At 41.4% G+C, this 15,058-nt stretch carries 17 protein-coding genes; 13 read left to right on the top strand and 4 right to left on the bottom strand.

All coding sequences use genetic code 11. The features are described from left to right. Position 1: 1 nt before the first annotated feature. The 12 genes from lptE (at position 2) to lipA (ending at position 10,123) form a co-directional block, all read left to right on the top strand. Positions 2-493, top strand: a complete 492-nt coding sequence (lptE, locus tag L0Z67_RS06215) for an LPS assembly lipoprotein LptE (RefSeq protein WP_062570650.1) — start codon at positions 2-4, stop codon at positions 491-493. Continuing rightward, a complete protein-coding gene (gene holA, locus L0Z67_RS06210) occupies positions 493-1,533 on the top strand; it encodes a DNA polymerase III subunit delta (RefSeq protein ID WP_405128593.1) in 1,041 nt (346 codons plus the stop codon). The genes lptE and holA overlap by 1 nt, the downstream gene beginning before the upstream one ends. Positions 1,534-1,545: 12 nt before the next feature. Further along, positions 1,546-2,181, top strand: coding sequence for a nicotinate-nucleotide adenylyltransferase (nadD, locus tag L0Z67_RS06205; protein WP_405128592.1), 636 nt, complete (start codon positions 1,546-1,548; stop codon positions 2,179-2,181). A gap of 56 nt (positions 2,182-2,237) precedes the next feature. After that, on the top strand, positions 2,238-2,555 hold the full coding sequence (gene rsfS / locus L0Z67_RS06200; RefSeq protein WP_062570647.1) for a ribosome silencing factor: 318 nt from the start codon (positions 2,238-2,240) through the stop codon (positions 2,553-2,555). A 27-nt stretch (positions 2,556-2,582) separates the two neighbouring features. Continuing rightward, positions 2,583-3,053: a 23S rRNA (pseudouridine(1915)-N(3))-methyltransferase RlmH gene (gene rlmH, locus L0Z67_RS06195; protein ID WP_062570646.1), complete on the top strand. Its 471-nt coding sequence runs from the start codon at positions 2,583-2,585 to the stop codon at positions 3,051-3,053. Between the two features lie 8 nt (positions 3,054-3,061). Next, entirely contained in the window at positions 3,062-4,942 is a 1,881-nt protein-coding gene (gene mrdA / locus L0Z67_RS06190) for a penicillin-binding protein 2 (RefSeq protein ID WP_062570645.1), read from the top strand. Beyond that, complete coding sequence (gene rodA / locus L0Z67_RS06185) at positions 4,939-6,045, top strand: rod shape-determining protein RodA (protein WP_062570644.1); 1,107 nt, start codon at positions 4,939-4,941, stop codon at positions 6,043-6,045. The genes mrdA and rodA overlap by 4 nt, the downstream gene beginning before the upstream one ends. Beyond that, entirely contained in the window at positions 6,045-6,812 is a 768-nt protein-coding gene (locus L0Z67_RS06180; protein ID WP_062570643.1) for a septal ring lytic transglycosylase RlpA family protein, read from the top strand. Before rodA ends, L0Z67_RS06180 begins: the two co-directional genes overlap by 1 nt. Positions 6,813-6,866: 54 nt before the next feature. Continuing rightward, a complete protein-coding gene (locus L0Z67_RS06175) occupies positions 6,867-8,027 on the top strand; it encodes a serine hydrolase (RefSeq protein ID WP_062570808.1) in 1,161 nt (386 codons plus the stop codon). Between the two features lie 182 nt (positions 8,028-8,209). Continuing rightward, positions 8,210-8,488: a DUF493 family protein YbeD gene (gene ybeD, locus L0Z67_RS06170; RefSeq protein WP_062570642.1), complete on the top strand. Its 279-nt coding sequence runs from the start codon at positions 8,210-8,212 to the stop codon at positions 8,486-8,488. 19 nt (positions 8,489-8,507) lie between these two features. After that, the gene (gene lipB / locus L0Z67_RS06165) at positions 8,508-9,161 is read left to right on the top strand and encodes a lipoyl(octanoyl) transferase LipB (RefSeq protein WP_083515365.1); all 654 of its coding nucleotides are present in this window, start codon (positions 8,508-8,510) and stop codon (positions 9,159-9,161) included. After that, positions 9,158-10,123 (top strand): lipoyl synthase, encoded by a 966-nt coding sequence (gene lipA, locus L0Z67_RS06160; RefSeq protein ID WP_193988618.1) that lies wholly within the window; start codon positions 9,158-9,160, stop codon positions 10,121-10,123. The genes lipB and lipA overlap by 4 nt, the downstream gene beginning before the upstream one ends. A gap of 36 nt (positions 10,124-10,159) precedes the next feature. Here lipA and L0Z67_RS06155 read toward each other — a convergent pair whose 3' ends face one another. After that, the gene (locus L0Z67_RS06155; protein ID WP_405128591.1) at positions 10,160-10,666 is read right to left on the bottom strand and encodes a YdcF family protein; all 507 of its coding nucleotides are present in this window, start codon (positions 10,664-10,666) and stop codon (positions 10,160-10,162) included. A 9-nt stretch (positions 10,667-10,675) separates the two neighbouring features. After that, a complete protein-coding gene (locus L0Z67_RS06150) occupies positions 10,676-11,185 on the bottom strand; it encodes a TetR/AcrR family transcriptional regulator (protein ID WP_405128590.1) in 510 nt (169 codons plus the stop codon). Between the two features lie 483 nt (positions 11,186-11,668). Here L0Z67_RS06150 and L0Z67_RS06145 point away from each other — a divergent pair, with 483 nt between their 5' ends. Beyond that, on the top strand, positions 11,669-13,291 hold the full coding sequence (locus tag L0Z67_RS06145) for a M28 family metallopeptidase (RefSeq protein WP_083515372.1): 1,623 nt from the start codon (positions 11,669-11,671) through the stop codon (positions 13,289-13,291). Between the two features lie 81 nt (positions 13,292-13,372). On the opposite strand, the gene L0Z67_RS06140 is transcribed toward L0Z67_RS06145, so the two are convergent. Continuing rightward, positions 13,373-13,804, bottom strand: coding sequence for a hypothetical protein (locus L0Z67_RS06140; RefSeq protein WP_062570638.1), 432 nt, complete (start codon positions 13,802-13,804; stop codon positions 13,373-13,375). 129 nt (positions 13,805-13,933) lie between these two features. Continuing rightward, a complete protein-coding gene (locus L0Z67_RS06135; RefSeq protein WP_405128589.1) occupies positions 13,934-14,896 on the bottom strand; it encodes an alpha/beta fold hydrolase in 963 nt (320 codons plus the stop codon). Positions 14,897-15,058: the final 162 nt, after the last annotated feature.

Below are 15,058 nucleotides of genomic sequence, written 5' to 3'. Positions count from 1 at the left end.
GATGGCAACGCTTCACGCACTTAAAAACAGACTAGCCCTTGTGCTAGTCTGTGTATTACTAACAAGTTGCGGCTTTCATTTAAAGAAAGCCTCAAACTTACCTGACGATTTAAACGTCATTTCACTGGTGGGTGATGATGAGAAATCGGCCTTATTCGAGCTAGTCGAAAAAGAGTTGATTGCCAGTAAGGTTGAACTTCAGCATAGCGATCGACTATTGCCGGAGCTAACAATTCATAGAGATCGCTTAGAGCGTCAGATCTTATCGTTATTCGATAATGGTCAAGTTGCAGAATATGAATTAGCCTACAGTGTTAGTTACACACTTAAACGACCTGGTCAGCCAGCTATTAACCAAAACTTCGAGCTGTATCGTAATTACCAAGACGACCCTGATAATGCGCTTGCAAAGGCCAAAGAGCTTGACTTGTTATTAAGCGAAATTCGTAAGCAAGCAAGTCGTCGAATTGTACGAGAGTTGTCACAACTGTAATGCGTTGCTATGCAAACCAGCTACCTAGCCAGTTAAAAAAAGGCCTTGCGCCTTTTTACATGGTGTTTGGTGAAGAGCCCTATCAAATTACACAGTGCGTCATGCAAATTCGTCAAGCAGCTAAACAGCAAGGCTTTGATGAAGTTATTAAATTTACACTAATGCCAGGCTTTGATTGGCAAGAAATCATTGCCCAATATCAAAGTATGTCGTTATTTAGTGCGCGTACTTTAATCGAGTTTGACTTAAACGAGCAAAAACCTGGTACGCAAGGTAGCCAAATATTTAAACAGCTCGTAGAGCTTGTCAATCCAGACACTATTTTAGTGTTAAAAGGTGCTAAAGCCAGTCAAGACATTCAACGTAGCGCGTGGTTTAAAGCACTTGATAAACAAGGTGTATTTGTACCTTGCTACCCACTAACAGGGAATCACTTGAGTCGCTGGCTTGATGACCAATGCGACAGTTTAAACCTAAATCTGCACAACAATGCAAAACAAAGCTTAATTGATGCCACTGAAGGTAACCTGCTTGCTTGTCATCAAGAACTTGAAAAACTATCGCTACTGTATGGTAGTGATTTAGTTGATCAACAAGCGGTGATGCAAGGACTACTTAATCAATCTAAGTTTGATATTTTCGATTTAAGCAATGCTCTTTTACAAGGTCAGTCTGAACAAGTCGTTAAAATTATGAGTAAACTTGCTGATGACAACACGGAAGCCATGAGTATCTTTTGGGCTATTAATAAAGAAGCAGCAAGTTTGTTGGCAATGCAACACGGGCGCTTAAATGGTGTCAATATGGCTGATTTATACAAACAGTTTAATATTTGGAAAAACCAACAAGCAACGACTCAACAAGCCCTAAACCGCCTTAATATTAAAGCCCTTGAACAAATCACTAAACACCTAGCGCAGTTTGATGCCGCTTATAAGCAAGGGAATCTAGTTGCACCTTATCAAGCATTAACACATATATGTTTAGTGTTTTGTCAGCCTGTCGAAATGGCACTACCTTGCCATCCAGCATTCGACTAAGCGTGGTGATTGATGATTGCTATTTTTGGTGGCACATTTGACCCAATCCATTTAGGTCATATTAATATGGCTGAGCAATGTGTTCAGCAATGCAGCTTAGACACGCTTTATTTTATGCCCTGCGCAATACCTGCTCACAAAGCTAAGCCAGGTATAAGCGATGAGCACCGCATTAATATGCTCAAACTCGCGATTGAAAACAATCCACATTTTGCCATTGATTACCGAGAACTTAATCGAGAAGGTGCGTCCTATTCACTGTTGAGCTTGCAAGAGCTGCGTGCAGAAAACCCCTCTACACCGATTATGTTTTTAATTGGCATGGATTCATTCAATAACTTAGATAAATGGTTTAAATGGCAAGAAATTGTCAAGCTATGTCATATTGTGGTGTATCAACGCCCAGGGCAATCCTGCCAAGTAATGGGTGAACTGGCTGATTATAAAACACATGCTGAAACGGGTGACCTTCACCAACTAGCGCATAATCCTGCTGGTAAGCTGTTCTTTTTAAATGGCTTACAAGTTGATGCCGCATCCAGTAAAATCAGAAAAAAAATACTTTTAGATGATGACATGACGGAACTTTTACCACACAGCGTCGGTCAATATATCGCGCAGCATCATCTTTACCAAACAGATGAATAAATAACGGTTGCGTGATAAAATAACAAATTACGATAATTTAATTTTGAGAAAACACTTTGGATTCTAAACAACTACTCGCCTTTGCCCTTGATAAAATCGACGATATGAAAGCTCGTGATGTGGTACAACTCGATGTTCGTGGTAAATCTGATATTACTGACTATATGTTAGTGTGCTCTGGTAACTCTAAGCGTCACGTACAATCAATTGCCGATCACGTTGCCAAAGAGGCGCGTCACGCGGGTGAAGAGCCGCTTGGTTATGAAGGCCAAAACGAAGGCGAATGGGTACTTGTTGACCTAGGTGATGTTGTTGTACACGTAATGCAAGATCAAACACGTGACTTCTATGATCTAGAGAAACTTTGGGGTTAACCCTTAGCAAGAACATAGGTACGCATTTTGAAGATACAATTGATTGCTGTTGGCACAAAAATGCCAGCATGGGTTGAAACCGGATTTACAGAGTATCAACGCCGTTTTCCGCGTGATATGCCACTTGAACTTGTTGAGATACCAGCAGGAAAGCGTGGTAAAAATGCGGATATCAAACGTATTTTACAACTCGAAGGTGAAAAAACCTTGGCGGCTATTCCAAAGGGTAACCGTATTGTTACTTTGGAAGTAACCGGTAAACCAATGGATACGCATCAACTCGCTAAGAGTATGGAGAAGTGGCAACTTGATGGACGTGATGTTAGCTTGTTAATTGGCGGCCCTGAAGGCTTAGCACCTGAATGTATCGCAGCCTCTGAACAAAAGTGGTCACTATCAAACCTAACACTACCGCACCCTTTAGTGCGTATTATTGTTGCCGAAAGCCTTTACCGTGGCTGGAGCTTGAATAACAACCACCCTTATCATCGCGAGTAGTAAAACCAATGCGAAAACACAGACCCACGATTCGAGACCACTCGGCTGAAGCAAACTTATTTGCTCGTCGAGCATTTGTGGGTTTTGTGTTTGTTACCCTGCTAATTGGTGTCTTATTATCAAATTTATATAACATACAGGTCATTGATCACCAAGATTACCAAACTCGTTCGAACGATAATCGTATTAAAGTCATTCCGATTGCGCCCAACCGTGGCCTTATCTATGACCGAAATGGAGTATTACTGGCAGAAAACAAACCAGTTTACAATCTTGAGGTGATCCCTGAAGATGTCGACGACCTCGATAAAGCGCTCACAGCTGTTCAACAGATTATCGATATCAGTGAACAACAAAAAGCTGACTTTTTAGATGATATAAAGCATAACCGTCGCTTTAAAAGCCAAGTACTCAAATCACGATTAAATGAAACCGAAGTAGCAAAGTTTTCGGTAAATCAGCATAAATTCCCAGGGTTTAGTATTGAAGCTCGCCTAGCTCGCTACTACCCATATGGTGACACATTAACTCATGCCCTAGGTTATGTTGCTAAGCTTAATAAAAAAGAGCTTACAAAACTCGAAGCGGAGGATCAGGCGACTAACTACCGTGCCACCCATGATATCGGTAAGCTGGGTATCGAAAAGTATTATGAAGAACTTCTGCATGGCATGGTTGGCTCACAACGTGTTGAAGTAAATAACCGTGGTCGAGTAATTCGTACTTTAAGCCTTACCCCTCCAGAGCCTGGCCATGATTTAGTGCTTACCCTCGATATAGGTTTACAACAAATTGCCCAGCATGCCTTAAAAGATATGCGTGGTGCGGTTGTTGTGCTTGATGCCAAAGATGGCGGAGTATTGGCGCTATACTCAAATCCAAGCTACGACCCTAACTTGTTTGTTCATGGTATCAGTAGCAAAGATTACAAAGAATTACTAAACCCTGATCGACCACTTATAAATCGTACAACACAAGGCCGATATGCCCCTGCATCAACAGTGAAGCCGCACATGGCTATTTTAGCATTGGAAGAAGGGCTGGTTACCGAGCAAACACAAATTTGGGATCCCGGCTTTTTTCAAATACCTAATGTTGAGCACAAATGGCGTGACTGGAGGCGTTGGGGCCATGGTCATGTCGATGTTTACAAAGCCATTGAAGAGTCATGTGATACCTACTTTTACGATGTAGCTTATCGACTAGGCATCACTAAAATCAGTGACTTTATGACTCAGTTTGGCTTTGGCGAGCTCTCTGGTATTGATATTCATGAAGAAACAACGGCAATTATGCCATCCAAAGAATGGAAAGAAGCCCGTTTCAGAGAATCGTGGTGGCGAGGCGATACAATCTCAGTGGGTATCGGACAAGGATATTGGACCGCCACTCCGATGCAAATAGCCAATGCAACTAACATTTTGGTGAACCGTGGTTTGGACCACCCTCCTCACCTTGTGCAAGTAGCCAAAAAAGAAAACGAAGTAACGCAAATCAATAATGAAGAAAAGCCTCCCGTAGTACTTAAAAATCCACATCACTGGCAAATTGCACTTGATGCGATGCACAACACGGTGCATAAAGTCACAGGGACAGCCCATAAAGCATTTAAAGGGGCGACCTATGACCCTGCTGGTAAAACGGGAACTGCACAAGTTGTTAGTATTGCACAAGGTGAACGTTATGATGCTAAATCATTAAAAGAGCGACAACGCGACAACGCGATTTATATTGGCTTTGCACCTTATAATGACCCGCAGATTGTTGTTTCTGTGGTCGTAGAAAATACTGGTGGTGGTAGTACAGTTGGTGCACCAATCGCCCGTCAATTAATGGATTACTACTTCTCAGCTAACCCTATTCAAACAGCTCAAAGTGATGCGCCATGATCCCATTAAATAAAAAGCGCTCTATTTGGCAGCGCCTTCACCTCGATTTACCACTGCTCATTGCCCTAATGGCTATGATGGTAGCGAGTCTTGCTATTGTGTACAGCGCCAGTGGCCAAGATTCAGCAATGATGGTTCGCCATGCAACTCGCATGTTTGGCGCTGTGCTAGGTATGTTTATTCTTGCTCAATTTTCACCTAACACATTAAAAAGCATGGTTATACCCCTTTACTGTGTGGGGCTTTTAATGCTGGTTGGTGTTTTGCTATTCGGCGTTAGCTCAAAAGGAGCTCAACGTTGGCTTGATTTGGGCGTAACTCGATTTCAACCGTCTGAATTAATGAAAATAGCCGTTCCTATGATGGTTGCATGGTATATCGGGCGTAACCACTTACCACCGAGAGTCATCCACCTGATTATTGGCTTTGCAATCGTGATGGTACCAACCGTCTTAATAAAAGAGCAACCTGACTTAGGTACCTCGATTTTAATCGCCAGTTCTGGCATCTTTGTGTTGTTTTTGTCTGGTTTAAGTTGGCGCTTGATTGGTTTTTTTAGTGCAACCATCGCGCTCGCAGCATGGCCATTTTGGCATTATGGAATGCACGACTACCAACGCCAGCGGGTACTCACGTTTTTAGATCCTGAAAGTGACCCTCTTGGTTCTGGCTACCACATAATTCAGTCAAAAATAGCTATTGGTTCTGGTGGTATAGAAGGAAAAGGTTGGTTGCAAGGTACACAATCACAACTCGAATTTTTACCAGAAAGGCACACTGACTTTATTTTTTCAGTACTCAGTGAAGAGTTTGGTCTTTTTGGCGTGTGCTTACTGCTTTGCATGTACCTATTTATCATAGGTCGCGGACTCTATATTGCTGTTAATGCTCAAGATGCATTTGGTAAACTTCTAGCTGGAGCACTCACGTTAACCTTTTTTGTTTATGTATTTGTAAATATTGGCATGGTATCGGGCTTACTTCCTGTTGTGGGTGTTCCCTTACCATTAATTAGTTACGGTGGCACATCGATGGTAACCCTGATGGCCGGATTTGGCATTATTATGTCCATCGCTACCGATAAAAGGATGCTTTTAAAATAATGATAAACCGAGTAAATCTTCTATTTATTGTTTTAATGTGTGTGTTACTTACAGCATGTAGCTCCTCTTCACAACGAGGCAGGTATGCAATGGAACATGATGCTGCTCCGCTGCGTAAACCGACAGAGCTTGAAATGCAAGATGCCGTCGTCACACCAGTTGTAAAAAGTGCAAGTGCGGGTCGTCCTTATGAAGTGCTTGGTAAACGCTACACACCGATGCTTGACGAAACCGGTTATTCTGAGGAAGGCATTGCCTCTTGGTACGGTCGAAAATTTCATAATTATCACACCTCTAACGGCGAAATATACGATATGTTTGCTATGTCTGCCGCTCATAAAACACTGCCTTTACCCAGTTTTGCCCGTGTGACTAATCTAGATAATGGTAAATCTGTCATCGTTCGAGTAAATGACCGCGGCCCTTTTCATGATGACAGGCTAATTGACCTGTCTTATGCAGCCGCTTACAAGCTAGGCTATTACACAAAAGGTACAGCGCGTGTTAAGGTTGAAGCAATTACACTTGCCGATTCTGCCCCACGTTTAAGTTACATACAGGTTGCTGCAGGCAGTACACTTGCTAACGTCGAAGCTCTCGCGTTTCAATTGCGTCAGCAATACCATGTACCAACAAATATTGTTGAAAAAGACGGAATTTATCGTTTGCGACTCGGTCCAATCAAAGATGCTGCTGAAGCACACACTGTCTTGAACAAATTAAAACAAAACCAATTTCAGAACGCGTTCTTGCTTTACAGTGAGTAAGACCTTTAGAATAGGTTAACGCGACATGTTTAACTTTAACCATTAATGAGTATGATGAAATCTATAAAATATAAAATCTTAAGTGGCGTTTGTGGCCTTGTTTGCACTGCTAGCGTTTTCTCTGCAACAGCCCAAATCATCCCTGCCCCACCTCAAGTTAATGCGAAAGGTTACTTCTTGGTTGATTTCACCACCGGTAAAGTGATCGCAGAAGGCGAAGCCGATACCAAATTGGCGCCTGCAAGTTTAACCAAAATGATGACCAGTTATGTAATTGGTACTGAAATTAAAGCAGGTAACATATCACCTACCGATATGGTTACAGTGAGTGAAAAAGCGTGGGCAAAGAACTTCCCTGAATCATCAAAAATGTTTATCGAAGTAGGTAAACAGATCAGTGTTGATGACCTTAACCATGGCATCATCATTCAATCTGGTAACGATGCCTGTGTGGCAATGGCCGAGCATATTGCTGGCAGTGAAAGTGCATTTGCTGATTTAATGAATGCTCATGCTGAAAAATTAGGTATGACTAATAGCCACTTTATCAACAGCCACGGTTTAGATACAACTGAGCATTTCACAACTCCACGCGATATGGCGACACTGGGCGCTGCACTTATTCGTGACGTGCCTGATGAATACGAAGTGTATGCTAAAAAATCATTCACTTATAATGGCATTAAACAATATAACCGTAACTCATTGTTATGGGATGAGAGCATGAATGTTGATGGCATCAAAACAGGCCACACATCAGAAGCGGGTTATAGTTTAGTCAGCTCTGCGACTAAAGACGATATGCGCTTAATTGCAGTAATTATGGGCGCAGAAAGTGAGCGCGCACGTAAAGTTGAAAGTAAAAAACTACTTAACTACGGCTTTCGCTTTTTCGAAACAATTACACCGTACAAAGCTGGCGATAGCTTCGCTGAGCAACGTATTTGGATGGGTAACAAAGAAAATGTATCTTTGGGCATTTTAGAAGATACACCGATTACGATCCCTCGTGGTCAACGTAAAAATTTAAAAGCAAACTTTGAGCTTGATAAAACCTTAGAAGCACCGCTTGAAAAAGGGACAAAAGTAGGTACTTTATTTTTACAGCTTGAAGGTGAAGAAATCGCGCAATATCCACTAGTTACACTAGAGGAAGTAGCAGAAGGTAGCTTCTTTAGCAAAATTTATGATTACCTACGTTTACAAATAATGTAATAACGAATAAAAGATTATAAACGCCTTGCATCGCAAGGCGTTTTTTTTTGCCTGAAAAATGATAGAATGCGCCCCATATCAGTCGCGCTGGGTCGAGTGCGTCATAACCTAGTTTGCTTAACGCCAAGAAATGGCCGAGAAAATCTCTATTAAGCACACTCACTGTTTGAGGAGTCACCGTCGTGGTTCAACCTGTTAAAAATACTAAGTTTGATGAGTATTTAGACTTCCCTTGCCCATTTACATTTAAAATCATGGGCTTAGCAAATGTAAACTTGACAGATCAAGTCTTAGAAAAGCTGCAACCTATTGCACCAGGTGATTACGCACCTAAAGTAAAGCCAAGCAGCAAAGGTAATTACGAATCAGTAACGCTTGTTGCAACGGTCACAAGCAAAGAGCACATTGAAGAAATCTATAACGTGATCAGCAACATCGATGACGTACGTCATATGCTATAGGCTGATTACGGAGTAAGTCGTGAGCGAAAGAGAATTAATCGTTCGTCAGTTAGGTCGTCAGCGTTACATGCCTATTTGGCAAAAAATGCAATCTTTTACTGATACTCGTGATGAACATACCGCGGATGAAATCTGGTTAGTAGAACACGAACCAGTATTTACACAAGGCCAAGCTGGTAAAGCAGAACACTTGCTAAACACGGGTGATATTGAAGTTATTCAAGTGGATCGTGGTGGCCAAGTTACCTATCACGGACCAGGCCAACAAATGATGTACGTGCTGTTTAATTTACGTCGTTTAAATATTGGTGTGCGTGAACTCGTCACTTGGTTAGAAGAGTGTATTATAGATACGCTTAAAGATTATGATATTGATGCTTACGCCAAAGCCGATGCACCGGGTGTCTACGTAAACGATAGTAAAGTAGCCTCACTTGGTCTTCGTGTCCGTCGCGGCTGCTCTTTTCACGGTTTAGCACTGAATGTAAACATGGATTTAGCACCTTTTTTACGGATCAATCCATGCGGCTATGCAGGTATGAACATGGTGCAAACAACTGACCTAAATGGCCCACAAAACCTCGAGCAAGCAGGTGCAGGGCTTGTAAAACACATGATTAAAAAGCTTAATGCTACTGTGGTTAAGCACACTGAAGGGTTTGAAAACGAATGAATAAACCAGTCAAAATGGAACCAGGCGTAAAACTGCGTGATGCAGAGAAAATGGCACTGATCCCAGTTAAAGTTTTACCAACTGAAAAAAACGAGATGTTGCGTAAGCCAGAATGGCTAAAAATTCGCTTACCAAAATCAACCGAACGTATTGATGGCATTAAACAAGCTATGCGTAAGCATGGTTTACACTCAGTATGTGAAGAAGCATCGTGCCCTAACCTATCTGAATGTTTCAACCACGGTACTGCGACCTTTATGATTCTAGGTGCAATTTGTACACGTCGCTGTCCATTCTGTGATGTTGCCCACGGCCGTCCATTAAAGCCAGATGCTGCAGAGCCAGAGAAACTGGCACTGACTATCAAAGATATGAAGCTAAGCTACGTTGTAATCACATCAGTTGATCGTGATGATTTACGCGATGGTGGCGCACAACACTTTGCTGATTGTATCCGCGAGATTCGCAAGCATAACCCTGCGATCACAATTGAAATCCTTGTGCCTGATTTCCGTGGCCGTATGGACCGTGCGCTTGATATCTTAATTGAAACACCCCCTGATGTATTTAATCATAACCTAGAGACTGCACCGCGTTTATACAAGCTTGCTCGTCCAGGGGCTGACTATAAATGGTCACTAGAGCTATTACGCCGTTTTAAAGAAGCACACCCTAATGTGAAAACGAAATCTGGCTTGATGGTAGGTTTAGGTGAAGAAATTAGCGAAATTGAAGAAGTGCTACGCGACCTTCGCGAAAATAACGTTGATATGCTAACTGTAGGTCAATACCTACAACCATCTAAACACCACCTAGCAGTAAAGCGTTACGTGCCGCCAGCAGAGTTTGATGCCTTAAAAGACTATGCAGATGAGATTGGCTTTACGCATGCAGCCTGCGGCCCGTTTGTTCGCTCCAGCTATCATGCTGACCAACAAGCAGCTGGTAAAGAAGTAAAATAATACGCTAATATATAAAACTAAAAAAGCCGCGATATTTTATAATTCGCGGTTTTTTAGTTGCTTAATATTCTCTTCTTCTCTGAGCATTGCAGACTGCTCATGAGCGTATAGCTTAACAAGTTCAGCTTCAGAGATGGGCGTTATAGCCGACACAGTCTGCAAAATCATAGAAGGAAACACGTGCTTAAAAACATACCCAACACGCTCAATGTGAAACTCTGAACTGACTAAAATTAACTTTTGAATGCCCGCTGCTCCTAAAATAGGTTTTGCAAGTGTCGCATCTTCTAACGTAAACCGGCTGGGTGCATTATCTAAAAAAACTTTTTCAGCAACCCCTAAGCTCATTAAATATCGCTGCGTTAAATAACCATGTGGGTGAGCACTGAGATTAAAACTACCGTACCCCCCAGTACATAAAATATAGCTATCTGGGTTATTTAAATACACCTCGAATGCTTTATCACAACGACTTTTTGCAATTACCGATAAGCTGCCATCCGCGTCATTAGGTGCACCGAGTACGACAATCCCTGTTTTCATTTGCAGTCCTTAAACTTGGTATCGGGCTAAAAACATTTTAACCGTTTGCCTAATGATCTCTGTGTTAGCTTTACTGTCTTGTTGCTCAAACCCATAAAGTAACGGATAAAAAATTAATGACTTTAATTGGTAGACAAACTGTTTAGCTGCAAACTCTGCATCTTCAACTTGTAGTTTTTGAGCAAGCGTGGCTTGTTCTAAAAACGTCACTAAATCTTGCATACACCCCATACTATTGTTAGCAAGTGATTTGGCCAAGTCAGGTTGCTGTAACATCTGCATAAAGGCAACTTTTGCTACTTTTAAAAACGCCTTAGAAGTTAATAAAGCAACTTCTTGTTCGGCTATTTGTGTAAGCTGCTCATTGACAGGTTTATCGCTATTAAAGAGCACAGCATTGTCTTTACGTACTTTTTCAAACATAAAGACTAAAATAGCCTGAAACAACACATCCTTATTCTCAAAGTGGTTGTAAACCGTTCGCTTCGAAACCCCAGCTACACTCGCTACCTGATCCATACTGGTATGCTCAAACCCTTGTTGAAAAAAAGAGTTTCTGCAGCATTTAAAATATCTAATCGCTTTCTTTGTGATAATTTCATCGACCCCTCCGATTACCTAGCCAGTGTAACGCAAAAAAAAAAATTGCACTATATGGTTTACTTTTGATGTAAACCATGAAAACGACACTAAACAGTGTAACTTTAGTGGCAATATAAAATTTCTAACATAGCTAGCAATCGCCACTCAGCACAATTAACAGGCGGCAAGTTTCACAATAGCGCTCAAGTTGAAAGACCTCGCTTTAAGAAAACACGAGGTATCTTAAAACGATTCATTTCTGGAAAGAAGATTGATGCAGAGCCCAATAGTAGTAAAATTGAAAGGATGAAAAGTGCATGACTACCCCTTTATCCTGAATAATTAGTTATTGAAAGCGTCTTTGTGGACAGCCTCACTCCCTGCTAATATAGTGAGGATATGTTCAATAAACCAGACAAAATGATGATAACCCACTTAAAATACGCAAGCCTAGCCTTTGCAATTGGTTTAGCGGGCTGCTCAGAGCCTGCATCAAATACCAGTGAAAGCGTAATAAACAATGAAACTGTGAGCATTGATAATGTACGTTCACATATTAAAACACTTGCTTCTGATGAATTTTTAGGTCGTGGACCACTCACTGAAGGCGAAACACTAACAATTAACTACCTAGCAAATGAATACAAAAAGCTTGGCCTTACAGGTAGCTACAAAGGCGAGTTTTTGCAACCTGTTACTATGGCCAAACTCACGCCTGATCAAAACATGACATTGAAAGTGGGTGATTTAAGCTTTAATGCGGGTAGTGATTTTACCGCCCGTACGCAGCAAATTAACCCTGAGATAAACATCGATGGTTCTGATGTTGTGTTTGTTGGCTACGGTATTAAAGCGCCAGAATACAACTGGAATGACTTTGCTGATATTGATGTCAAAGGCAAAACAATCATAGTACTTGTTAATGATCCAGGTTTTGCTACTCAAGATGAGACACTATTCACTGGTAATGCGATGACCTATTATGGTCGTTGGACTTACAAATACGAAGAAGGCGCACGTCAAGGTGCAAAAGCTGTTTTCATCGTCCACGAAACAGCCCCTGCTGCTTACCCTTGGGGCGTTGTAGAGAGCTCTAATACCGGCAGTAAATATACCTTAATCGACCAAGATAAAAATGCCTCAGACGTTCCTGTTATGGGTTGGATTGATGAACAAGCTGCCAATGAAATATTCGCGCAAGCAGGTTTTGATTATCAAACTGAAAAAGCTAACGCATTAAAAGCAGACTTTCGACCCGTTGATTTAAAAGCTAAGGCCGAACTGACGCTTAAAAGTGATATTTCACAAGCAAAATCTCATAATGTGGTTGCTACACTCACTGGTAGTCAAACCCCTGAAGAGTACATTGTTATTGGTGCACATTGGGATCATTTTGGTACCAAGCAAACTGATGATGGTCTGAAGATTTACAATGGTGCTGTTGATAATGCATCTGGGAGCGCAGCGACAATTGAAATTGCTCGCATTCTTAGTGAAATGCACAAGAAAAAGCCATTTAAACGCTCTATTATCTTCGCCAACTTCACCGCAGAAGAAACTGGCTTAATTGGCTCTGAGCAGTTTGCTACCGGTGAGATTGTGCCTACAAAACACATGGTGGCACTACTAAACATTGATGGCATGAATGTGCTTGATGGCGTTGATTACATTTTACAATACGGCAAAGGCATGTCTGAAATGGAAGACTACCTAGCTGATGCAGCCAAAGCACAAGGCCGCCACGTCAAAATGGACCCAAGACCACAAAACGGTCTGTTTTTCCGCTCAGACCACTTCTCTTTAGCTAAACAAGGTGTGCCTAGCTTGTTGTTTATGAGCCTAGGTGATACTGATCCAGACTACATTGCTCATAAATACCATAAAGAAGCAGATGACTATTCGCCACAATGGTCAATGGGTGGCGTTGAGCAAGATATTGAACTGATTGTTGATATTGCTGCCAAGCTTGCCAATAACGGTGATTGGCCAAAGTGGAAAGCTGATTCTGACTTCAAAGCTCGCCGTTTAGAAGATAGGAAATAATTAAGCATTCGCTGAATGACGCTAACTCGAACAATCAGACTCGATGAATGAAATTGAATTTGATTGTTCGAATTTTTTGCCTTATTCATTTAATTTTTCACCTGCAGGGGGCGCTTTAAAATCTTCTATCGATAAATAACCGATTTCCTTATGGGTATTTAGCCGCTCTTCGCTCATCTCATTGGGAAATACCAACGATGGATCCTTACTAATATCCGAAGTAAAAAACATTTTGTAATAATAAAGCTTGCCCTTTTTATATTCCTTTATCACAGTGAAATGGCTTTTTTCCAGCTCTGTTCCAATTGAAGTTGCCGCAGCAATTATAGAGAACGCACCTTGAGCATCCGTATCAATAATATCAACCTCTAAAATAGAAAAATTTGAGCCTCTTTCTATTTCTTCAATCGTCATCTTAAACCCCTTTTGATCGTAGGCTTTATAGTAGAGCTCGTCTCCTTTAGCGCTTAGGTTCATCGACAAAAATAATACGAGAGTTATTAGATATTTCATTACATCTTCCTTAATACAACTTCCTTTATTCAGGGCGTCTCCGCCTCTAGCTAAACTCTGAAGCGGCGCCTAACACCTGCCGGAATTGGTTTGTTAAATATCACTCAGCAAACGATATGCTAAAAATGCTTAACTATGCTTTTTTATAAAGTCGAGCACGGCATTATTAAATAATTCAGGTTGTTCCCACTGAACAGCATGCCCAGCCTCTGGGACGATAAGCGTTTCACTATGAGGAACTTCTCGAGCAGCTGCTCGCATCATAGAAGGCGGTTGATATAAATCAGCTCCCCCTGTAATAAAAAAGGTAGGTATATTAGCGTTTCTAATTTTTTCCCATGTGATTTTACTCTTAGCTTCTTGCCCATGCCAAACTCCATCTCCTCTCGATTTTTTGGCCATTTCAACCCATTCTCTAACGCCATCAGGGTGGGCCCAGCGGTAAGAAGCTCCTAGCTCTTTAAATTCGGGCGGCAAGTCAGAAAAAGCTTTAGGCAGAATAAAGTCTAACCGTTCATCTATATTTTTATCCCATAAGCCGAATAAGCTGCAAACGATTGTCATACTGAGTAGTTTTTCAGGGTAAGAAACAACAGAATCCGAAACGGCGAAGCCTCCTGCGGCCAAACCCAGAATATGAAATTTCTCTATGCTTAAAAACTCAACTAATGCATTAAGATCATCAGCATAATTGCCTGTATCATCTTTTGAGCCAGCGGGTGAGCCAAAATAACCTCTCCTAGAGTAGGTAACTGTTCTAAAGCCAGCTTTTGCAAAAACAGGTTGTTGATAAGGCCAAGTTAATGCACTCCCCCTACCAGGGTGTGAGAGAATAATAACAGGACCCTCGCCACCTGTGTCCCAATAATAAAGTCCAGCTCCTCCTGAAAGAGGTAAGACACCTTCGGTTGCAGGAACCTGTTTTGGTATAGGTAAATATTTAGGCTCTATTTTACTTGCATTAACAGGTGTGCCATTTGTTTGCGCCTGAGCATTTCCAACAACAGTACCAGCGACTGCAATGGTTGCCATTGCGGTCGCTTTTTTTAGTAAATCTCTTCGGCTGTTACTGATTTTTCCTACTTTTTTCATTCTGCTTCCTTGAATACACATTAAATCACAGTCATTATTAATGCTTACCTGCCAGTAGGTGTCATTAAATAAATACCAAACTTACGTCATAACACTAAGCCAAATTTCCAATTACTTAAGGCCGAAAAATAGCACTAACTTTTTAATTTTAACAAGTTAGCA

This window comes from Pseudoalteromonas sp. PB2-1 (assembly GCF_045040605.1).
Classification (GTDB): Bacteria; Pseudomonadota; Gammaproteobacteria; order Enterobacterales; family Alteromonadaceae; genus Pseudoalteromonas; species Pseudoalteromonas arabiensis.
The sequence above is the reverse complement of the archived record's forward strand: the minus strand, read 5'-3'. Positions and strand labels throughout refer to the sequence as shown.